Below are 19,643 nucleotides of genomic sequence, written 5' to 3'. Positions count from 1 at the left end.
CCGCTACCGGCTGCCGCCTGATTGAGGGGCGGTGCCGGCGAGCGGGGGGCTAAACGATTACCCAACGGGATGAAGACTCTGTTCGAGAAGACCTTCGCTCGCCTGGAGAATCGTGGCGACCAGGCCAGCACCTTTCTGCTGACGCAGTCGATGGGCGGCGGCAAGACGCACAACATGATCGCTCTCGGCCTGCTGGCCAAGCACCCCGCCCTACGTGCAAAAGTGCTTGGCAGGAATGGTGCGGGCCACGCCGTGGGAGCCATCCGGGTCATCGGCTTTCATGGCCGCCAAACTGATGCCCAGTTTGGCATCTGGGGCGAACTCGCCGATCAACTGGGCAAGAAGGAGGTCTTCAAGGACCACTACCAGCCGCTTCAGGCCCCCGAACAAAGCGCCTGGATCAATCGCCTGAAAGGCGAGCCAACCCTGATTTTTCTCGACGAACTGCCGCCCTATCTCGAAGCCGTTCAGGCCAAGTCGATTGGCTCGACGACGCTATCGACGGTGACCGCGACCGCAATCGCCAACCTGCTGGTAGCCGTCAACAAGGCCGAACTGTCGAATGTCTGCGTGGTCATCGCCGATCTGACGGCTTCCTGGCAGGCCGGTGGCGCGATGCTCAACGGCGCCCTGAACAATCTCAGGAACAAAACAGTCGGTCGGGGCTGCGCATCGAGCCCGTGTCGTCGCAGGGCGAGGAGTTGTATCACATCCTGCGTACCCGTCTGCTCCAGGCCCTGCCGCACGAATCCGTCCGCAACAAGGTGGCCAGCGACTACGCGGTAGCCGTCAAGGCCGCTCGGGAAATGGATGTGACCAACCATTCACCGGACTCCTTTGCCGCGCAGTTGGCCGAGTCCTACCCTTTTCACTTCGGTCTGCGCGACCTCTACGCGCGCTTCAAGGAGAACCCCGGTTTCCAGCAGACCCGCGGCCTGATCCGGCTGATGCGCATGGTCGTCTCCAACTTGTGGGAGACCGGGCGAGCGGACAAGCTGTACTTCGAACCCATGGAACGTATTCGGGGAGCAGACCAGGATGATTAAGGTATTGACAGCCCGCTATCGGGGCGACTTTCGGGCGGTTTTGAGCTTTTCTGACGGAGCCGAAGGGACTTTCGACGGCCGCGCCCTCTTGCAGCGTAGCGGCCCCTTGCTCGAACCCCTGCGCGATGAGGCCTACTTCCAACACATGTTCATTGATGCGGGCGCTTTGTGCTGGCCGAATGGACTGGAACTCTCGCCGGCTCGGCTGCACGAAACCTGCCGGGATCTGGTAGCGGCCTCAATTTGACGAGTGCTTGATTCGCGCGTGACTATCCTGCGCCATTCTTCCCGCCGCGGCAGGCTCGACACGTCGCTGTTGACTGCGCGTTTGAGCAGTGCCGTCAGCTATGACCGCATTGCGGGCTATTTCCTTTCGTCCCTGCTGGAAGTGGCCGGTGAGGCGCTCGAAAAGGTGAGTGGCAAGGTGCGCGTGGTGTGCAATTCCGATCTGGAAAACGCCATTGTCCCCGCCACCGGCGAGCCTTACCTGAAGCCGGTGCGGGTCTGCCTGTTTGGCGAGGGCGACGACGAAGCGGTACCGCTGCCGCCGTACCTGCAGAATGCCTACGATGCAGCGCAGGAATTCTGCCGGCTACTTGGCCAGCGGGTGCAGGGCGGGGGCTTTCTCAAGACCTTGCTCCGGCGACGCATGGGCAGTTCCCGCTATGCCGGCGGTGTGAATTCCGGCATTCTGATTGACTGGCAGTTCAAGGCGTACTCCCGTGACGAGATCAAGGCCAAGGTGAAGCGTGGCGAAATTCGCCTGCTGATCGGTACCGATGCGGCGTCCGAGGGACTCAACCTGCAACGACCTGGCTCCTTGGTCAATCTTGACTGGCCATGGAATCCGACACGGCTGGAGCAGCGCAAGGGCCGTATCCAGCGCATCGGTCAGATCAGCGAGACACAAAGGTAGGCTTGTAACCGAGAGCCAGACGAATCCTCTCGGCGACTTTTTCGGCGTCGGTGCGGCTCGTATAGGGACCGAGATGGACGCGATACATGCCGCCGCCGGCGCTGACCTGAATTCCCTCGTTCAGCCAATCGAGTTCGCGCAGCAGGTGCGAGCGCAGACTTTCGGCATTGTCGGCACTGGCGAAAGCGCCCAGTTGCAGGAAGACACCACGCCCGTTCGCCGCCGGCGACGAAGGGGCCGACGACGCGGGGAGGGGCGTCAGATCCTGAATCAGTGAGGGTGCAGACGCCTTGTCGACACCCAGCTTTGCCGCCAGGAGTTCAATCTCGTCACGCTCGCCGGAGATTGCCACCCTTGGCGAACGCGGAGCAGCGGTCACCTGGGCATAGGTCATCGTCGTCGCGCCCTCCGGCAGAATCGATTCGACGCGCACCAGGGTGCTGCCGTTGTCCACGTAGCCCAGGCGGTAAGCGGCGGCGTAGGAGAGGTCGATGATGCGATCGGCGTGAAAGGGACCGCGATCTGTGACGCGCACGACGACCGACTTTCGATTGGCGACGTTGGTCACCCGGACATACGAGGGAATGGCCAGCGTCGGGTGCGCGGCGGTCATCGAGAACATGTCGTAGGGTTCGCCGATCGACGTCTTCTGGCCGTGGAACTTCTTCCCGTACCAGCTCGCGACACCGCTCTCCTGGTGCAGCTTGAGGCTGCTGTTCGGCTCATAGGCCTTGCCGAGAACGACATAGGGCCGGTTGGCGAAGCGATGCAGGGGTTCGAGTCGCGGCTGGGCGTCCGGAATATCATCAAGGTTGTCCGGAATCTCGTCGCCCGGTCCGTCGTCCTTGTAGTAGGCCCCGCCCCGCTTTTGCCCGACGGTCGCCTTCTTGACCATCCTGGCAGGTCCCGGCTCAACGGTCCGCGCACCCGGTTCAGGCGCGCGCGACGGCTGGCTCCCGCAGGCGGTCAGGAGCACGGGCAGCAGCCACCGCCAGACCGTTGGCGACGCCAGGCGCCCGACCCAGGCGAAATCCTTCGAGCTCATTGCCGAACCAGCATGCGATGCGTCTGGATGCTCATCAGGATTCCGATGCCGATCGACAGCGTCACCAGCGCCGTCCCGCCATAGCTCATGAACGGTAGTGGAACGCCCACCACCGGCAGAATCCCGCTGACCATGCCCATATTGACGAAGACATAGGTGAACAGGCTCAGCGTGATCGAGCCGGCCATCACCCGGGCGAACAAGGTCGAGGCGTTGGCAGCGATCATCAGACCACGTCCGATGAGCAGCAGGTAAAGCAGGAGCAGAACGGTGTTGCCGAGCAATCCGCGTTCCTCGGAGAAAACCGCAAAGATGAAGTCCGTATGGCGTTCGGGGATGAACTCCAGGTGGGTCTGCGTACCTTCCAGCCAACCCTTGCCAAAACTGCCACCCGAGCCGATGGCAATGGTCGATTGAATGATGTGATAACCCGACCCGAGGGGATCGCTGGTCGGGTCGATCAAGGTCAGAATGCGTTTCCGCTGATAGTCGTGCAGCACGGTCCACACAAAAGGCGCCGCACCGGCAGCGGCGGCGAACAGGCCGACGATCACCTGCCATGGCAGACCGGCGAAAAAGATGACATAAAAGCCGGCGGCGCCGACGAGAATGGCCGTGCCGAGGTCGGGTTGTTTGGCGATCAGCGCGAAAGGCACCAGGAGAAGCACGCAGGCGACGATGTAATGGCGGGCTTTCAGCACCGCCTCGTGCTTGTGGAAATACCAGGCGAGCATCAGCGGCACAGCCAGCTTCAGCAATTCGGACGGCTGGATGCGCGTAAACCCGAGCGACAACCAGCGCCTGGCGCCATTGACCTTGACCCCGAAGAGAAAAACGAGCAGCAGCAGGATCACGCCGATGACGTAGAGCGGGACACCAAAACGCATCAACTTCTGCGGCGGCACCTGTGCCACGGACCACATCGCACACAACCCGACGACCATGTTCACGGCCTGCGCCAGCAGGCGATTATTGGCGTCGTAGGTGGCGCTATAAACGGTCGCCAGTCCGGCAACCATGATCGCGCCAGTGACCAGCAACAGCGGTCCGTCGAGGTGCTCGATCAGGCGCACCCAGGCCCGGTGCAGAAACTGCTGGAACATCCGTTAGTCTTCCTCCGCATCGACTTCGTTGGCTGCCCCTTTGGGCAATTTGCCGAGCAGATAGTAATCGAAAACCATACGCGCGATCGGCGCTGCCGACTGAGCGCCAAAACCACCGTTTTCGACCAGCACGGCGAGCGCGATCTTCGGCTCATCCGCCGGTGCGAAGGCGATGAACAGGGCATGGTCGCGCAACTCCTCCTTCAGCCTGGCGGACTTGTAATCCGACCCCTTGAGACTGAAAACCTGTGCCGTGCCGGTCTTGCCTCCCGAAACGTAGGCCGCACCGGCAAAAGCGCGTGCCCCGGTGCCCGCAGTGTTGACGCCGATCATCGCCTTTTTGATCGTCTCGACGTTCTGTCGCTTCCACGGCAGGACGCGCAGCGGTTCGGGTTCGATCATCGTCTTCTCGCCGGTCCGGCTATCGGTAATGTACTTGACGAGGTGCGGCCGATACATGACGCCGTTATTGGCGACGGTAGCCACCGCCTGCGCCAACTGGATAGGCGTGTAAGCGTTATACCCCTGGCCGATGCCGATCGAGATCGTCTCACCGGCAAACCACTTCTGCTGCTCAGGCCGCTTGAAACGACGCCTCTTCCATTCCGGCGAGGGCAGCACACCTTCCGACTCCCCTTCGATGTCCACGCCGGTCCGCCGACCGAGCCCCAGTTGCCCCATGAAACGAGCGATGCTTTCGATTCCCATGTCGTTGGCGAGCATGTAGTAGTAGGTGTCGCAGGACTGAACGATCGACTTGTACATGTCGACCGTCCCGTGACCGCCCTTCTTGTCATCGCGGAACTGGTGGCCACCAAAGTTGAAGAAACCGGGGTCGGAGATCGTCTGACCCGCCGTCCGCTTACCGGTTTCCAGTGCGGCCAGGGCCATGAACGGCTTGAACGTCGAACCCGGCGGATAGGCCCCGTTCAGCGCCCGGTTGAGCAAGGGCTTGTCGGGCGAAGTGTTGAGCAGGTCCCAGTCGTCGGTGCGGATACCGTCGATGAACAGATTGGGGTCGAAGGTCGGGGTAGACACCAGCGCGAGGATTCCTCCGGTGGAAGGCTCGATCGCCACCAGAGCGCCACGACGGTCGCCAAATGCCTTTTCAGCCATTTCCTGCAATCCGGCATCGAGGGTCAGCGTCAGGTTGTTGCCCTGCACCGGAGCCGTACGCGAGAGATTGCGAATCGCCCGTCCGCCGGCGTCGATTTCCACCTGCTCATAGCCGGTCTCGCCGTGCAACTGGAATTCGTACTTCTGCTCAAGCCCCGTCTTGCCAATGTGGTCGGTCCCCTTGTAGTTTGCCGCCTGTTCGCTCTCCTCGATCATCTCCAGGTCGCGCTTGTTGATGCGGCTGATGTAGCCGATGGCGTGCGAGGCGACCGCACCGAGCGGATACTGACGGAACAGGCGCGCCTTGACCTCGACGCCGGGAAAGAGGTAACGGTTGGCGGCAAAGCGCGCGACCTCTTCCTCGCTCAGGCGCGAACGAATCGGCAGGCTTTCAAAGGTCTTGCTCTCGTCGAGCAGTTTGCGAAAGCGCTTGCGGTCCTTGGGCAGGACCTCGATCACCTTGCCCAGTCCTTCTATCGTCGCGTCGAGGTCATCGACCTTTGACGGCGTGATTTCAAGGGTGAAGGCCGAGTAGTTACGCGCCAGGACAACTCCCTGACGGTCGACGATGACGCCACGATTGGGAACGATAGGCACCAGGGAGATGCGATTATCCTCGGCGCGTGTCGTGTAGTAGTCGTGCCGCATGACCTGCAGGTGAACGAAGCGGGCGATCAGCACGAAAAAGGCCACCGCCACTGCGACGGCGGCAAAAGCGACGCGAAAGCGGAAGCGATGAAGCTCGCGATCCTGGGCATTGAGCGGCGACTGACGAGCAAGCAAGTCCGACCCCCTGGCGTCAGCGCAGATCCCGCGACGCGCGGAGCGCACAGCGGAGAGTGCGCCGATGGCAGCTCGTCACCTGCCTGCTCAGCGGATCAAAGCGGCCGATTGGCATCACGGTCGACCGGTTGATGCTGCGGCAACAAGAGAACGAAAGTCAGCAAGGGCCACAGCAGCGTAGCGAAGCACGGCCCGAGAAAATACGAGAGGCCGGGAAAATCGGCGCCAGCCATGGTGCGCACGCCGAACTGCACGATCTGCACCAGCAACAGTAGCGGAAAAACCTGCAAGGCCTGCTCGCCGAGCGGAAACCACAGGATCCGTCTGGACAGCGAGAGTCCCCCATAGGCGACCAACACGTAGGCTAGCGCGTGCTGGCCCAGCAGACTGGCATCGGCCACATCCATCGCCAGACCAAAAAGGAAGGCCAGCCCCATGCCAACCCGACGCGGCTCGCGAATGCTCCAGAAGACGATCACCAGAGCCAGCCAGTCGGGAATTGCCGGCAGGGCCGCCGTCGGCAGAAAGTTCAGCAGCAGTGCGACCAGCAAAGTGAAGCCGATGAACCACGGACGAACGGGCAACAGAATGCGCGATGATGAGTAGCTGGTCTGCATCTGTGGTCACTCCTTTTTCAGGCGCTTCTTCTTGGTCAGCCCGGACTTGACCAAGGTCTTGGCCGGCCGGCCCGCTGCCTCGCGCGCCAGTGGCTCGGGCAAAGTGATCGCCGGACGAGGGTCGAGAACCATCACCTCGCTGAAGTTTTCCACGCCGGCCAGCGGCGTACAGAAGATCCTGGCAAACGAGTACGAGGTATCACGCTCGATGTGCACGACCTTGGCGACCGGAAAGCCGGGCAGAAAAATGCCATCCAGACCCGAGGTGACCAGCAGGTCGCCATTCTGGACATCGGCGTTGGCCGGCAGGAAACGCAGCTCGAGTTGGCCGTCGCCGAGACCGAAAACGACCGAGCGCAAACCGGTGCGCACGATCTGTACAGGCACCGCCTGCTCCTTGTCGGTAATCAGGGTGACTTCGGCAACGAAGGGAAATACCCTGGTCACCTGGCCGACGATACCCGCATCGTCGATGACCGGCTGCCCGGCAAGTACCTTGTCCTGCTGTCCCTTGTCAATCACGATGCGCCGCGAGTAGGGATCACGCGCCGCATAGAGGATCTGTGCCGCCTGGCCACTGGCCCGCTGCCTTTCCTTGACGCCGAGCAATTTGCGCAGGCGCTCGTTCTCGACCTCAAGTTGCTGGGTGCGCAGCAGCGTGGCCACGTTCTCCAGGCCGATCTTCTTCAGCGCCGCATTGTCGTCCTGCAAGCGCGCCACACTCGCGAAATAGCTGCCGGAATTATCGAACACCTGCGCCGGGAGGTGGGCAAACTGCTGCACAGGGTGCGTGAACATCGACAACGCCTGACGCAGTACCTCAAGCGTCTGCATGCGCGCGTCAACGACCAGCAGCGCCAGCGACAGCGCCACATAAAGACACAGTAGCGCGACGGGCGCCGGCCCGCGTTTGAAAAACGGTGGCGGCTGGTGATCCATCAATCAGGCATCGAAGCGGGCGACGCGCGGCGACTACACCGCTGAGCCTCAATCGGCAGCGAAAATGCTGCCTAGATTGTCCATCTTTTCGAGTGCCATGCCACAGCCTCGCGCCACGCAGGTCAAGGGCTCCTCGGCGACGATCACCGGCAGACCGGTCTCCTCCATCAGCAGACGATCGAGATCGCGCAGAAGCGCACCCCCGCCAGTGAGCACCATGCCTTTGTCGGCGATGTCGGCGCCGAGTTCGGGCGGCGTCTTCTCGAGCGCCGACTTGACCGCCGAAACGACGCTATTCAGAGGCTCGGTCAGCGCTTCGAGGATCTCGTTTGAAGAAATGGTGAATTTGCGGGGAATGCCTTCGGCCTTGTTGATTCCCGACACTTCCATCTCGCGCACCTCGGCACCGGGAAAAGCCGAGCCAATTTTCTTCTTGATGTTCTCGGCGGTATTCTCTCCGATCAACATGCCGTAGTTGCGGCTGATGTAATTCATGATCGCCTCGTCGAGCTTGTCGCCGCCGACGCGTACCGAACCCGCATAGACCATGCCGCCAAGTGAAATGACGCCGACCTCGGTCGTCCCGCCGCCGATGTCCACGACCATCGAACCGGTCGGCTCGGACACCGGCAGTCCAGCGCCAATCGCTGCCGCCATGGGCTCCTCGATCAGAAAAACCTGACTCGCACCGGCACCGATGGCGGACTCGCGAATGGCGCGGCGTTCAACCTGCGTCGAACCCGAGGGAACACAAATGATGATCCGCGGCGAGGGCGACAGCAGCCTCGAGTCGTGCACTCTCTTGATGAACTGCTTGAGCATTTGCTCGGTCACGGTGAAGTCGGCGATCACGCCGTCCTTCATCGGGCGAATGACGGTGATTGCGCCGGGCGCCTTGCCGAGCATTTCCTTGGCTGCCTTCCCGACCGCCTGAATCGTCTTCTTGGAGTTCGGCCCACCTTCCGTGCGGATCGCGACCACCGACGGTTCGTCGAGAACGATGCCCTTCGAGCGGACATAGATCAGGGTATTCGCCGTTCCCAAGTCGATGGCGAGATCGTTCGAAAAATAACTGCGCAGAAAACTGAACATGCTGACAAATCCGTGATAGCCCCAAACGCGAGCTGCGGTGGGAAAAACTTTTATGATACCTTATATGGCTTCCTCATTTAACACCTTAGTGAATTAGTCACCATGTCGCTCACCCCAGAACAGGTCCGGCGCGTTGCCCACCTTGCCCGGATCGAAATCAGTGACCCCGAGGTGCACAGCACGCTCGGCCACATGAACGAGATTTTTGGCTTGATAGAAGCGATGCAGGCGGTTGATACCACCGGCGTCGAACCGATGGCGCATGCTCAGGATGTCGCGCAGCGCCTGCGCGCCGACCGCGTGACCGAAACCGGTCAACTCGACGAGCAACGGGCAGCTTTCCAGGCCATCGCGCCGGAAACCGAGGCCGGCCTGTACCTGGTGCCGAAGGTGATCGAATGATTGAGCAAAGCTTGCCGGCCCTGGCCAAGGCCTTGGCGACGAAAGAGATTTCGAGTGTTGAACTGACGCAACTCTACCTCGACCGAATCGCCCGCCATAACCCTCAGCTCAATGCCTTCATCACCGTGGACCCAGCCCGCAGTCTTGCCCAGGCACACGCTGCCGATGCGCGACTGGCGCGCGGCGAAGGTGGTCCGCTGACCGGCATCCCGATCGCGCACAAGGACATTTTCTGTACCCAGGGCTGGCTTACCACCTGCGCATCGAAAATGCTGAGCAATTTCATCAGCCCCTACGATGCCGCCGTGATCACCCGCTTCAAGGCTGCCGGAGCGGTCCTGCTCGGCAAGACCAACATGGACGAGTTCGCCATGGGTTCGTCGAACGAAACGTCGTTCTTTGGCCCGGTGAAGAACCCCTGGAATTTGACTTGCGTTCCTGGCGGGTCGTCCGGCGGCTCGGCGGCCGCGGTCGCCGCCCGCCTGGCGCCGGCTGCCACTGGCACCGACACCGGCGGATCGATCCGGCAACCGGCTGCCCTGTGCAACCTGACCGGGATGAAGCCGACGTATGGCGTGGTGTCGCGCTACGGGATGATCGCCTTCGCCTCGTCGCTCGACCAGGCCGGCCCGCTCGGCCGGTCAGCAGCCGACTGCGCCGTGCTGCTCAACAGCATGGCCGGCTTTGACGAGCGCGACTCGACCAGCCTCGACCGTCCAGGTGAAGACTACAGCCGCGAAATCAACGCCGTCACCGACGGCCAACCGCTGGCCGGATTGAAGATCGGTCTGCCGGCAGAGTTCTTTGGCGACGGCTGCAGTCCGGAAGTCATGCAACTCGTCGAGCAGGCGATCGCCGGCTACCGCAAACTCGGTGCCGAAACGGTCGCCATCCGCCTGCCGAGCATGGGACTTTCGGTCGCCGCCTACTACGTGATTGCACCGGCCGAAGCGAGTTCGAACCTCGCCCGCTTTGACGGTGTGCGCTACGGCCACCGGGCGCCGGATTATCAGGACTTGAACGAGATGTACAGCAGGAGCCGTGCCCAGGGTTTCGGCGCCGAGGTCAAACGGCGCATCCTGATCGGCACATATGTCCTGTCGCATGGCTACTACGACGCCTACTACCTGCAGGCGCAACGCATTCGCCGCCTGATCGCCAGTGACTTTGCCGAAGCCTTTCGGCAGTGCGACGTGATCATCGGACCGACCAGCCCGAGCACGGCGTTCAAGCTCGGCGAGAAGGCTGCCGATCCGGTCCAGATGTACCTTTCCGACATTTACACGATCGCCGTCAACCTGGCCGGCCTGCCGGCGATTTCGCTTCCCTGCGGGTTTGCCGGCGGGCTGCCGGCCGGCCTGCAACTGATCGGCAACTATTTTTCCGAAGCCAGACTGCTGAATGTCGCGCACCGGTACCAGCAGGCCAACGCCTGGCACCTGCAGAGTCCCGCTGAGCTGTGATCAGCCGGCAGCGTTCTTGAAGAGTGAGTAAGCACTGATGAAACAATGGGAAGTCGTCATCGGCATCGAGACGCACGCACAGTTGTCGACGCAAGCCAAGATTTTTTCGGGCAGTTCAACCGCCTTTGGCGCGTCGCCCAACGTCCAGGCGAACGCGGTCGATATCGCCTTGCCCGGAGTGCTACCGGTGTTGAACCGGGGAGCAGTCGAGTGCGCGATCAGATTCGGCCTCGCGGTCGAGGCACAAATCGCGCCCAGATCGGTTTTTGCACGCAAGAACTACTTCTACCCTGATCTGCCGAAAGGCTATCAGATCAGCCAGTACGAACTGCCGGTCGTCGTCGGCGGCAAGCTCTCGATTCAGATCGGCGAGGTAGAGAAGGTGGTCCGCCTGACCCGCGCCCATCTCGAGGAGGACGCCGGCAAGTCGCTGCACGAAGAACTCGGCCACCAGTTCGTCGGCAAATCCGGAATCGACCTCAACCGCGCCGGAACACCGCTGCTGGAGATCGTCACCGAACCGGACCTGCGCTCTGCCGCCGAAGCGGTCGCCTATGCCCGCGTATTGCACGCGCTCGTCCGCTGGATCGGTATCTGCGACGGCAACATGCAGGAGGGCTCGTTCCGCTGTGACGCCAACGTCTCGGTACGCCCCGTCGGTCAGACGCATTTGGGCACGCGACGCGAAATCAAGAACCTGAACTCCTTCCGCTTCATGCAACAAGCGATCGACTACGAAGTGCAGTGGCAGATTGCCACCCTCGAAGACGGTGGCCGCATCGAGCAGGCGACGGTACTGTTCGACCCGGATAGCGGTGCAACGCGCGCCATGCGCTCGAAGGAAGACGCCCACGATTACCGCTACTTCCCCGACCCCGACCTCTTGCCGCTGGTCATCGACGCACAGTGGGTCGACCGGATGCGTGCGCAGATGCCCGAACTGCCCGCGGCCAAACGCGACCGCCTGATCACCGACTACGGGCTTTCCGCTTACGACGCCAAGGTCCTCACGACCTCGCTAGAACTCGCCGGCTACTACGAAGCGGCCGTTGCCGCTGCCGGCAAGTCAAACGCCAAGGCTTGTGCCAACTGGGTGACGGTTGACCTCGCCGCCCGCCTCAACAGGGAAGCGCGCGAAATCAGCGACTCTTGCGTCTCGGCAGAACAACTTGGTGGACTGGTGGCCCGCATTGGCGACGGCACGATCTCCAACAACATCGCCAAGAGGGTGTTCGACGCCATGTGGAACGGTGAGGGCAGTTCGGCCGACGAGATCATCGCCCGCGATGGCCTGCAGCAGATTACCGACAGCAGCGCGCTGGAAGCGTTGATCGATGAGGTCCTGAGTGCCAATGCAACGATGGTCGGCGAGTTCAGGGCGGGCAAGGAAAAGGCCTTCAACGCACTGGTCGGTAAAGCCATGAAAGCGACGCGCGGCCAGGCCAACCCACAGCAAGTCAACGAGCTACTGCGCAAGAAACTCGGCTGAATTCGGCTACACAGATCGTCGGGAGCAGGCCGATATTCACGGCGAGCGAGCGGGCGGGCGGCCGACCGCTGCGTGCCTCAGCGTGCCGGTGGACGCTTCGAAATTTCGACAAAACGGCGCAGATCCTGGTCATATTTCCTGCGCATCGTCTCCCAATCCTTCTTCTTCGACTCGATGACCCACTCCTGCGAAGCGATCTCGTAGTCGGCATCGCGCAAGCCCTTGGCCACATCGGCGGGCAACTGCCGCTTCCTGTAAAACTCCGCCTCATCCTCGAATTTCTTGCGCAGTCGGCGTATTTCGGTAATCCGTTCCTCAGCCGCCTTGATCGCCGCGGTGATGTCCCGCTCGGCGCGGCTGCGCATGAGTTCGATATCGTTCTCGCTGGAATAGGTATTGAGGAGGGCCTGATCCCGTCGCTTCTGCTCGTTGAGCAAACGCTCCTCCTCCGCTCGCCTTTGCTCTTCAGCCGCTCGCCTGGCGCGCTGCTCGGGGGTCAGGGGGGCGTCCACCAGCCGCGCCGTGCGGCCGGAATCACCCACTTCGCGATAGGCACGGCCATAACAGGCGGCGGGCAGAATGTCGCCACAGACCTGCTTGCCGGACTCGTCGGGGCAGCAATAGATCCGGGGCGCAGCACTGCTCGCCCCGCTGCCGGCCACTGCCAACAGCAACAGGCCATAGCTAGCGGCTGCGCGCAACACCATATTCCTGCCGATAGCGAGCCACTGCCTCCTCATTGTGCTGGCCGGCGGAACTCTGCCCGAGGAAGACCAGCAAATCGTCAAGGCTGGCGACGGCCAGAACCGGGATATCGTAGTCCCGCTTGACCTCCTGCACCGCAGACAGCTCGCCACTACCTCGCTCCATGCGATCGAGGGCAATCACCACTCCGCAGGGCGTCGCCCCGGCGGCACGAATCAGCTCAACCGACTCGCGAACGGAAGTACCGGCCGAAATCACATCGTCGACGATCAACACGCGGCCAGCCAGCGGAGCACCGACAATGCTGCCGCCCTCTCCGTGATCCTTGACCTCCTTGCGATTGAACGAGAACGGCAGGTTGCGTCCGCCTCTGGCCAGCGCGACAGCGATCACCGCAACCAGCGGAATCCCCTTGTAGGCTGGGCCGAACAGTGAGTCGATGGCCAGACCACTGGCAGTGATCGCCTTGGCGTAGAATTCGGCCAGCAGGCCCAGCGCCGCGCCATCGTTGAACAGGCCGGCGTTGAAAAAGTAGGGCGACAGCCGGCCGGCCTTGGTCTTGAACTCGCCAAAGCGCAGCACCTCCTGTGCAACCGCAAACTCGATGAATTCCTGACGAAAGTCCATAAAAGCCGTTTCTCGATTGATCCCGTTCCCACCAAGATTCCCTATGTTACGCATCATTACGCTCAACCTCAATGGCATTCGCTCGGCATGGCGCAAAGGCCTCTCGCCCTGGCTCGCCACACAGAATGCTCAAGTCATTTGCGTGCAGGAGCTGAAAGCCCAGCAGGCCGACCTCGCCGACGAGATGGCCCGTCCCGACGGCTTCCATGCCTATTACCGCTGCGCGGACAAAAAAGGCTACAGTGGCGTTGGCCTCTGGTGCCAAAGCAGACCCGAGCGGGTGATCGACGTTCTCGGCAGCACCGAGTTCGACAGTGAAGGACGTTACCTGCGCGCCGACTTCGGCGCGCTGTCGGTCGTTTCGCTTTATCAGCCTTCAGGGTCCAGCTCCGAGCAACGACAAGCGGCGAAGTTCCGATTCATGGCCTTTATCTACCCGCATCTCGTCGACCTGGCGACGAGTGGGCGCGAAGTCATCGTCTGCGGCGACTGGAACATTGCCCACCGGGAGATCGACCTCAGAAACTGGCGGGGGAACCGCAAGAATTCCGGCTTTCTGCCCGAAGAGCGCGCCTGGGTAGACCGACTGCTCGACGAAGGCGGCTGGTGCGACGTGTACCGCAAACTGCATCCCGAGAGCACCGGGGACGCTTACACCTGGTGGTCGAATCGCGGTCAGGCCCGGGCGAAGAACGTCGGTTGGCGGCTCGACTATCAACTGGCCACTGCCGCCATCGCCGACAAGGCACGTTCCGCCTCGGTCTACAAGGAGCAGCGTTTCAGCGACCACGCACCGCTGACCATCGATTACGACTACGACCTGTAGACCAGGGCCACAGTCTGAACCCTAGGAGCGTCCCTTCAGCCAGTCTGGCAGTTCCCGGTCGCCGGCGTTCTCGATGATGTATTGACGAATCAGCTTCCTGACCACCTGGGAAGGCGTCAGATCGTGAGCGGCGCAGATTTCCTCGAAGATTCGCTTCTTGCGAGGGTCGACGAGAATGGTCAAGCGTGCAGTGCGGTTTTCCATTTAAGCACATTCAATGTTAATTAAATTACAATTGCAATTGTAGCAGGAAGAAATATAATTCTCATCAGGTTCACGCCGTAGCGAAAGAGTCGTTGCCTTGGCTACTCTAGCCAAAGTATGGACACCCTTCAAGCGCCCCGTGTAGCGACTTTCTGGCGGGCTTTTTGGAGGTCTGAACAACATGCTGTTGTCAATATGAATTGGGTGCATCTCGACTGGGTTCTGCTGGTGGTTGCGGCTTGGCTGCTGATTGGCGTCGCTGGCGTGTTCGCCTTGCGCCGCTTGACCCTGGTCGCGAGAGTGCTGTTTCCTGCCGGCGGGGCTTTCGGGCTGCTGCTGTTTGGCGTCGCACTGAGTTCGGTCATGAGTTCGCCCGAGGTGGCCGTTCTGCCGATCGGGCTCCCGAGTTTGCCATTCCACTTCCGCCTCGACAGCCTGTCGGCTTTCTTTCTGATGGTCATCGGCAGCGTCTCGGCGGGCGTGTCCGCGTTTGCTGCCGGCTATTTCCGCAAGGGCGAAGGTACGCCGCCCGGGCTGCTGGCGCTCGAGTACCACCTCTTTCTCGCCAGCATGGCGCTTGTCGTCCTCGCCGATGACGCCTACGCCTTCATGGTGATGTGGGAGACAATGGCCCTGTCGTCGTTCTTCCTGGTCACCGCCAACCATCGCATTGTCGAGATCCAGCGTGCCGGCTACCTTTATTTGCTGATCGCGCATATCGGCGCCATCAGCATCCTGCTGTGCTTCGGCGTCCTGCAGGCCAATACCGGCGACTACACCTTCGCCAGCATGCGCGTCCAGGCACTTTCGCCGTTCTGGGCGTCGGTCGCCTTTCTCCTCGCGCTGTTCGGTTTCGGCGCCAAGGCTGGCATCGTGCCGCTCCACGTATGGCTTCCCGAGGCCCACCCCGCCGCTCCCTCGCCGGTCTCCGCGCTGATGAGCGGGGTGATGCTGAAGACCGCGATCTACGGCGTACTGCGCGTCTTTTTCGACCTGCTGCACACCACGGTCTGGTGGTGGGGACTGCTGCTGCTTGCGGTTGGCCTGACGACGGCGCTGTTCGGTGTCGTCTTCGCCGCCGTGCAGGTCGATATGAAACGACTGCTGGCCTACTCGTCGATCGAAAACATCGGTCTGCTTTTCGCCGGCATCGGCCTGACGGTGTTGTTCTCGGCCTTCGGCATGCAGCCAATGGCGGCATTGGCGCTGACCGCGGTGCTCTACCATGTGGCAAGCCATGCCTTCTTCAAGAGTCTGCTCTTCGTGGGTACGGGTGCAGTCCTGCATGCAACCGGCGAGCGCAACCTCGGCAAACTCGGTGGCTTGATTCGCACCATGCCCTGGGTGGCGTGGGTCACGCTGGTTGCCGTGCTGGCCAGCGCCGGCCTGCCGCCGCTTGGTGGTTTCGTCTCCGAGTGGCTGCTGCTGCAAAGCTTCCTGTTCTCATCCGGCTTGCCGAGTTCTTTCCTGGACATGCTGATCCCGGTGTTCGCGGCGCTGATCGCGCTGATCGCCGCACTCGCCGGCTACACCATGGTCAAGTTCTTCGGGGTCATCTTCCTCGGCCAGCCGCGCGAGGAGAAACTGGCACGAGCGCGTGACGCCGGCGGCTGGGAGCGCATCGGCATGGCCTGGCTGGTCGGCGGTTGCCTCGCGCTGGGGCTGTTTCCAGTCCAGTTCATTGCGCTGATCGACCCGGTGACAAGGGTACTGGTTGGCGCGGGTCTCGGTGAAACCGTAAACGACAGCGGCTGGCTGCTGGTCCCGGTGGCCATCGAGCGAGCCAGTTACGGGCCGGCCATTTTCCTGCTCGGCGTGGCGGCCAGCTTCGCGCTCGCCTTCCTGCTGGTGCGCCTGCTGTACCACGGCCGCCTGCGGCGCGCGGCGCCCTGGGACTGCGGCTACCGGTGGCAGAACGCTCGCATGCAGGATACCGCCGAGGGTTTCGGTCAGCCGATCCGGCAGATTTTCGAGCCCTTTTTCCGCATGGAACGTGAGCTGCCGACGCCATTCGACGCCGAACCCCGCTATCGGGTCAGCGTCGCTGACCACTTCTGGCACTGGCTCTACGTGCCGCTGGGCCGCGCCGTCGAGCGTCTGGCCAGCCTGATCGGCTTGTTGCAGCAGGGGCGGATTGCCGTCTATCTCCTCTACAGTTTCGTGACGCTGATCGCGGTCCTGGTGGTGGTGAAGCAATGAGCTGGCTCGGCGTCTTCTCACAACTGCTGGAGATCGTCATGGCGCTGCTGCTGGCGCCTCTGCTCAGTGGCTGGATCAATCAGTGGCGTGCCTGGCTGCAGAACAAGTCGGCGCCCAGCGTCCTGCAGCCGTACCGTATGTTGCACAAGCTGTTCAACAAGGAATCGGTGCTGGCCGAGCACGCCTCGCCACTGTTCCGCGGCGCGCCGTACATCGTTTTCGGCTGCATGGCGCTGGCTAGCGCGATCATTCCGACGCTGTCCACCGATCTGCCGCTGTCGCCAGCGGCCGACGCGATTGCCCTGGTCGGCCTGTTCGCCTTTGCGCGGGTGTTCATTTCGCTGGCGGCGATGGATGTCGGCACCTCGTTCGGCACGCTCGGTGCCCGGCGCGAAATGCTGATCGGCTTTCTCGCCGAACCGGCGCTCTTGATGGTCCTCTTCTCGGCGTCTCTGATCTCGAAGTCGACCTCGCTGACGACCATCGTCGAGACGCTGGCGCATCGCGATCTGACGATCTATCCGAGCCTGGCCTTCGCCGGGGTGGCCTTCATTATCGTGTCGCTGGCCGAGAATGCGCGCGTGCCGGTGGACAACCCGGCGACCCACCTCGAACTTACCATGATCCACGAGGCGCTGATCCTCGAATACTCGGGCCGCCACCTGGCCCTGCTCGAGTGGGGTGCCAGCCTGAAGCTCTTCGCCTACTCGTGCATCGGTCTGGCACTGTTCCTGCCATGGGGGATTGCCGAGGCGCAAGCGCCACTGGCCCTGCTGCTGGCGATGCCGGTGCTGATCCTGAAGCTGGCGATCGGCGGCGCGCTGCTCGCTGTGCTTGAGACGGTCAGCGCCAAGATGCGCATCTTTCGCGTGCCGGAATTTCTCGCCACCGCTTTCCTGTTGGCGGTGATCGGCATGCTCGTCCATATTTTGGTGCGCGGCTGAAATGACCGCAATGACTGAACTCGTCGGCCAACTGATCAATCTGCTGGCGTCGATTCTGTTGATGCTGGCGTTCGCGATGATCTCGCAGCGGCGAATCCTGTCGCTGATTCACCTGTTCACCGCGCAGGGCGCCGTGCTGGTCGCCGCAACCGTGGTCGTCGGCTACGCCACGCAGCAACCGCACCTGTACCTGTCAGCCGGCATTACCCTGCTGCTCAAGGTAATCCTGATTCCCTTGCTACTGCATCGCGTCATCGCCCGTCTGGACGTGCGCTGGGACGTCGAGACGCTGATCAATATTCCAACGACGATGATCATCGGCATTGCGCTGGTCATTTTCGCCTTCGACCTGGCGCTGCCGATCTCCAAACTGTCGGTCAGCGTCGCCCGCGGCACGCTGGGTATTGCGCTCGCCTGCGTCCTGCTCTCGTTCCTGATGATGATCACCCGCTCGAAGGCGGTGCCGCAAGTGATCGCCTTCCTGTCAATGGAAAACGGTCTGTTCTTCGCCGCCACCTCGGCCACCTACGGCATGCCGATGGTCGTCGAACTCGGCATTGCCCTTGACGTGTTGGTCGGCATCCTGATTCTCGGCGTGTTCATGTTCCAGATTCGCGAACAGTTTGACAGCCTCGACATCAGCCACCTCGAAAAGCTCAAGGAAGACTGAATTGGCAACGCTCTTCTTCGTCCTCGGCATCCCGCTCTTTGGCAGCGTGGTGCTGGCGTTGACCGGGCAACGCGAGGCCGCACGCGAAATCAACGTCGCTTTCAGCCTCGGTACTTTCGTCGCCACCTGCGTACTGACCATCGAGGTCATCTCGGGCGGGTCGCTTTTCGTCTGGAACCACGAGTTCTTCATCGATCCGCTGAATGTCTTTCTGGTCACCCTGACCAGCTTCGTCGGACTGACCACCGCCATCTTCTCGCGGCCTTACATGCGCGTCGAACGCGACCACGGCAAAATGACACCGCGGCGGCTGCGTGTGTACCACAGCATGTATCAGTTGTTCGGTTTCACGATGCTGCTGGCGCTGACTACCAATAACATGGGCATTCTGTGGGTCGCAATGGAGGCAGCGACGCTGACCACCGTGCTGCTGGTCAGCGTGTACCGGACGGCGGCGAGCCTCGAGGCGGCGTGGAAATACTTCATCCTCTGCGGCGTCGGTATTGCGCAGGCCTTGTTCGGCACCGTGCTGCTCTACATGGCCGCGGAAAAAGTGATCGGCACCGGGGGCGGCGGCCTGTTGTGGACCAATCTCGACGCGGTCAAGGCTCAGCTCGATCCGGGCATCATCACCCTGGCCTTCGCCTTTCTGTTCATCGGCTATGGCACCAAGGTCGGTCTGGTGCCGATGCATAACTGGTTGCCGGATGCGCACGCCGAAGGGCCAACGCCGGTTTCCGCCGTGCTCTCCGGACTGCTGTTGAACGTCGCGGTCTATGCCCTGCTGCGCTGCAAGGTCCTGACCGACGGAGCGCTGGGGAGCCCGCTCGCCGGACACCTGATGATGGGCTTCGGTTTGCTGTCGGTGGTCGTGGCGGCGTTCTTCCTGTCGCGGCAGAAGGACGTCAAGCGCATGTTCGCCTACTCGTCTATCGAGCACATGGGGCTGATCACTTTCGCCTTCGGCATGGGCGGGCCGATCGCAAATTATGCCGGCTTGCTGCACATGACCGTCCATTCGCTGATCAAGTCGGCCATCTTCTTTGCCGTCGGCCATGCGACGCAGAAGGCGGGGACGCAGAACATGGCCGACATCCGCGGCCTGATCAAGGTCAGCCCGACGGTCGGCTGGGGGATGATGCTCGGTTCGCTGGCCATCCTCGGAATGCCGCCTTTCGGCGTCTTCGCCAGTGAATTCCTGATTCTCACCACCGCCATGCGCGACCAGCCGTGGGCAACTCCGTTTCTGCTGCTGGCACTCGGCGTTGCCTTCGCCTCGGTCTTCAGCCGGGTACAGCCGATGGTCTTCGGCGAAACTTCGGTCACCGCGCTGCACCATCCTCCGGCGCTGCTGCCGGTGTTTACCCATCTCGGCCTGGGGCTGATGCTGGGCCTGTACATCCCGCCATATCTGGACGCCTGGTATCGCCAGGCAGCCCGGATGATTGGAGCTTGAG

Annotated in this window: 20 protein-coding genes and 1 pseudogene; 12 read left to right on the top strand and 9 right to left on the bottom strand. The window is 62.0% G+C overall.

The window, feature by feature from the left end; genetic code table 11:
* Positions 1-69 precede the first annotated feature (69 nt).
* The 4 genes and pseudogenes from ACCAA_RS08855 to ACCAA_RS08840 form a co-directional block, all read left to right on the top strand.
* Positions 70-786 carry a DUF499 domain-containing protein gene (locus ACCAA_RS08855; RefSeq protein WP_186406882.1) on the top strand — a complete coding sequence of 239 codons (717 nt, stop codon included), beginning with the start codon at positions 70-72 and terminating at the stop codon, positions 784-786.
* Positions 681-1,046, top strand: a complete 366-nt coding sequence (locus tag ACCAA_RS08850; protein WP_245754510.1) for a DUF499 domain-containing protein — start codon at positions 681-683, stop codon at positions 1,044-1,046. Before ACCAA_RS08855 ends, ACCAA_RS08850 begins: the two co-directional genes overlap by 106 nt.
* Positions 1,039-1,293: a DUF2442 domain-containing protein gene (locus tag ACCAA_RS08845; protein WP_186406880.1), complete on the top strand. Its 255-nt coding sequence runs from the start codon at positions 1,039-1,041 to the stop codon at positions 1,291-1,293. The genes ACCAA_RS08850 and ACCAA_RS08845 overlap by 8 nt, the downstream gene beginning before the upstream one ends.
* A gap of 201 nt (positions 1,294-1,494) precedes the next feature.
* Positions 1,495-1,950 (top strand): annotated as a pseudogene (locus tag ACCAA_RS08840) (helicase-related protein); the annotation flags it as partial.
* Here the strand turns inward: ACCAA_RS08840 and ACCAA_RS08835 are convergent.
* The 6 genes from ACCAA_RS08835 to ACCAA_RS08810 form a co-directional block, all read right to left on the bottom strand.
* Entirely contained in the window at positions 1,943-3,007 is a 1,065-nt protein-coding gene (locus ACCAA_RS08835; protein WP_186406878.1) for a septal ring lytic transglycosylase RlpA family protein, read from the bottom strand. The pseudogene ACCAA_RS08840 and the gene ACCAA_RS08835 overlap by 8 nt on opposite strands.
* Positions 3,004-4,110 (bottom strand): rod shape-determining protein RodA, encoded by a 1,107-nt coding sequence (gene rodA, locus ACCAA_RS08830; protein ID WP_186406877.1) that lies wholly within the window; start codon positions 4,108-4,110, stop codon positions 3,004-3,006. Before rodA ends, ACCAA_RS08835 begins: the two co-directional genes overlap by 4 nt.
* A 3-nt stretch (positions 4,111-4,113) precedes the next feature.
* Entirely contained in the window at positions 4,114-6,009 is a 1,896-nt protein-coding gene (mrdA, locus tag ACCAA_RS08825) for a penicillin-binding protein 2 (protein WP_186406876.1), read from the bottom strand.
* A 95-nt stretch (positions 6,010-6,104) separates the two neighbouring features.
* On the bottom strand, positions 6,105-6,626 hold the full coding sequence (gene mreD / locus ACCAA_RS08820; protein ID WP_186406875.1) for a rod shape-determining protein MreD: 522 nt from the start codon (positions 6,624-6,626) through the stop codon (positions 6,105-6,107).
* A gap of 6 nt (positions 6,627-6,632) precedes the next feature.
* Positions 6,633-7,565 (bottom strand): rod shape-determining protein MreC, encoded by a 933-nt coding sequence (gene mreC, locus ACCAA_RS08815; protein WP_186406874.1) that lies wholly within the window; start codon positions 7,563-7,565, stop codon positions 6,633-6,635.
* A gap of 48 nt (positions 7,566-7,613) precedes the next feature.
* Complete coding sequence (locus ACCAA_RS08810) at positions 7,614-8,657, bottom strand: rod shape-determining protein (protein ID WP_186406873.1); 1,044 nt, start codon at positions 8,655-8,657, stop codon at positions 7,614-7,616.
* A gap of 102 nt (positions 8,658-8,759) precedes the next feature.
* On the opposite strand from ACCAA_RS08810, the gene gatC reads away from it, so the two are divergent.
* Genes gatC through gatB form a run of 3 tightly spaced genes read left to right on the top strand, consistent with a single transcriptional unit; the run spans position 8,760 to position 12,011 of the window.
* Positions 8,760-9,059 carry an Asp-tRNA(Asn)/Glu-tRNA(Gln) amidotransferase subunit GatC gene (gatC, locus tag ACCAA_RS08805; protein ID WP_186406872.1) on the top strand — a complete coding sequence of 100 codons (300 nt, stop codon included), beginning with the start codon at positions 8,760-8,762 and terminating at the stop codon, positions 9,057-9,059.
* Positions 9,056-10,522, top strand: a complete 1,467-nt coding sequence (gene gatA, locus ACCAA_RS08800) for an Asp-tRNA(Asn)/Glu-tRNA(Gln) amidotransferase subunit GatA (RefSeq protein WP_186406871.1) — start codon at positions 9,056-9,058, stop codon at positions 10,520-10,522. Before gatC ends, gatA begins: the two co-directional genes overlap by 4 nt.
* Before the next feature lie 37 nt (positions 10,523-10,559).
* A complete protein-coding gene (gene gatB / locus ACCAA_RS08795) occupies positions 10,560-12,011 on the top strand; it encodes an Asp-tRNA(Asn)/Glu-tRNA(Gln) amidotransferase subunit GatB (RefSeq protein WP_186406870.1) in 1,452 nt (483 codons plus the stop codon).
* Positions 12,012-12,088: 77 nt separating this feature from the next.
* On the opposite strand, the gene ACCAA_RS08790 is transcribed toward gatB, so the two are convergent.
* Both ACCAA_RS08790 and pyrE read right to left on the bottom strand, forming a co-directional pair.
* A complete protein-coding gene (locus ACCAA_RS08790; RefSeq protein ID WP_186406869.1) occupies positions 12,089-12,712 on the bottom strand; it encodes a hypothetical protein in 624 nt (207 codons plus the stop codon).
* Entirely contained in the window at positions 12,696-13,343 is a 648-nt protein-coding gene (pyrE, locus tag ACCAA_RS08785) for an orotate phosphoribosyltransferase (RefSeq protein WP_186406868.1), read from the bottom strand. Before pyrE ends, ACCAA_RS08790 begins: the two co-directional genes overlap by 17 nt.
* 43 nt (positions 13,344-13,386) lie before the next feature.
* Between pyrE and ACCAA_RS08780 the strand changes: the two genes are divergently transcribed.
* Entirely contained in the window at positions 13,387-14,169 is a 783-nt protein-coding gene (locus ACCAA_RS08780; RefSeq protein WP_186406867.1) for an exodeoxyribonuclease III, read from the top strand.
* A gap of 21 nt (positions 14,170-14,190) precedes the next feature.
* Here the strand turns inward: ACCAA_RS08780 and ACCAA_RS08775 are convergent, their stop codons facing one another.
* A complete protein-coding gene (locus tag ACCAA_RS08775; RefSeq protein ID WP_186406866.1) occupies positions 14,191-14,373 on the bottom strand; it encodes a CopG family transcriptional regulator in 183 nt (60 codons plus the stop codon).
* Between the two features lie 195 nt (positions 14,374-14,568).
* Here ACCAA_RS08775 and hyfB point away from each other — a divergent pair, with 195 nt between their 5' ends.
* From hyfB to ACCAA_RS08755, 4 genes are read left to right on the top strand one after another with little or no spacing between them, the layout of a single operon-like run.
* Positions 14,569-16,572, top strand: coding sequence for a hydrogenase 4 subunit B (hyfB, locus tag ACCAA_RS08770; RefSeq protein WP_186406865.1), 2,004 nt, complete (start codon positions 14,569-14,571; stop codon positions 16,570-16,572).
* On the top strand, positions 16,569-17,516 hold the full coding sequence (locus ACCAA_RS08765; protein WP_186406864.1) for a respiratory chain complex I subunit 1 family protein: 948 nt from the start codon (positions 16,569-16,571) through the stop codon (positions 17,514-17,516). The genes hyfB and ACCAA_RS08765 overlap by 4 nt, the downstream gene beginning before the upstream one ends.
* A 10-nt stretch (positions 17,517-17,526) precedes the next feature.
* Positions 17,527-18,186: a formate hydrogenlyase gene (locus tag ACCAA_RS08760; RefSeq protein ID WP_186406886.1), complete on the top strand. Its 660-nt coding sequence runs from the start codon at positions 17,527-17,529 to the stop codon at positions 18,184-18,186.
* A 1-nt stretch (position 18,187) separates the two neighbouring features.
* Complete coding sequence (locus ACCAA_RS08755) at positions 18,188-19,642, top strand: hydrogenase 4 subunit F (protein ID WP_186406863.1); 1,455 nt, start codon at positions 18,188-18,190, stop codon at positions 19,640-19,642.
* The last annotated feature ends 1 nt before the right edge of the window (position 19,643 follow it).

This window comes from Candidatus Accumulibacter aalborgensis (assembly GCF_900089955.1).
GTDB classification, from domain to species: Bacteria; Pseudomonadota; Gammaproteobacteria; order Burkholderiales; family Rhodocyclaceae; genus Accumulibacter; species Accumulibacter aalborgensis.
The sequence above is the reverse complement of the archived record's forward strand: the minus strand, read 5'-3'. Positions and strand labels throughout refer to the sequence as shown.

Excerpts from the sequence above, each read along its gene's own strand:
- gatC (WP_186406872.1), top strand. The coding sequence starts at position 8,760 with ATGTCGCTCACCCCAGAACAGGTCCGGCGCGTTGCCCACCTTGCCCGG.
- hyfB (WP_186406865.1), top strand. The coding sequence starts at position 14,569 with ATGAATTGGGTGCATCTCGACTGGGTTCTGCTGGTGGTTGCGGCTTGG.
- ACCAA_RS08760 (WP_186406886.1), top strand. The coding sequence starts at position 17,527 with ATGACTGAACTCGTCGGCCAACTGATCAATCTGCTGGCGTCGATTCTG.
- ACCAA_RS08855 (WP_186406882.1), top strand. The coding sequence starts at position 70 with ATGAAGACTCTGTTCGAGAAGACCTTCGCTCGCCTGGAGAATCGTGGC.
- ACCAA_RS08835 (WP_186406878.1), bottom strand. The coding sequence starts at position 3,007 with ATGAGCTCGAAGGATTTCGCCTGGGTCGGGCGCCTGGCGTCGCCAACG.
- ACCAA_RS08845 (WP_186406880.1), top strand. The coding sequence starts at position 1,039 with ATGATTAAGGTATTGACAGCCCGCTATCGGGGCGACTTTCGGGCGGTT.
- gatB (WP_186406870.1), top strand. The coding sequence starts at position 10,560 with ATGAAACAATGGGAAGTCGTCATCGGCATCGAGACGCACGCACAGTTG.
- ACCAA_RS08765 (WP_186406864.1), top strand. The coding sequence starts at position 16,569 with ATGAGCTGGCTCGGCGTCTTCTCACAACTGCTGGAGATCGTCATGGCG.
- ACCAA_RS08780 (WP_186406867.1), top strand. The coding sequence starts at position 13,387 with ATGTTACGCATCATTACGCTCAACCTCAATGGCATTCGCTCGGCATGG.
- rodA (WP_186406877.1), bottom strand. The coding sequence starts at position 4,110 with ATGTTCCAGCAGTTTCTGCACCGGGCCTGGGTGCGCCTGATCGAGCAC.
- pyrE (WP_186406868.1), bottom strand. The coding sequence starts at position 13,343 with ATGGACTTTCGTCAGGAATTCATCGAGTTTGCGGTTGCACAGGAGGTG.
- mreD (WP_186406875.1), bottom strand. The coding sequence starts at position 6,626 with ATGCAGACCAGCTACTCATCATCGCGCATTCTGTTGCCCGTTCGTCCG.
- gatA (WP_186406871.1), top strand. The coding sequence starts at position 9,056 with ATGATTGAGCAAAGCTTGCCGGCCCTGGCCAAGGCCTTGGCGACGAAA.
- mreC (WP_186406874.1), bottom strand. The coding sequence starts at position 7,565 with ATGGATCACCAGCCGCCACCGTTTTTCAAACGCGGGCCGGCGCCCGTC.
- ACCAA_RS08810 (WP_186406873.1), bottom strand. The coding sequence starts at position 8,657 with ATGTTCAGTTTTCTGCGCAGTTATTTTTCGAACGATCTCGCCATCGAC.
- ACCAA_RS08775 (WP_186406866.1), bottom strand. The coding sequence starts at position 14,373 with ATGGAAAACCGCACTGCACGCTTGACCATTCTCGTCGACCCTCGCAAG.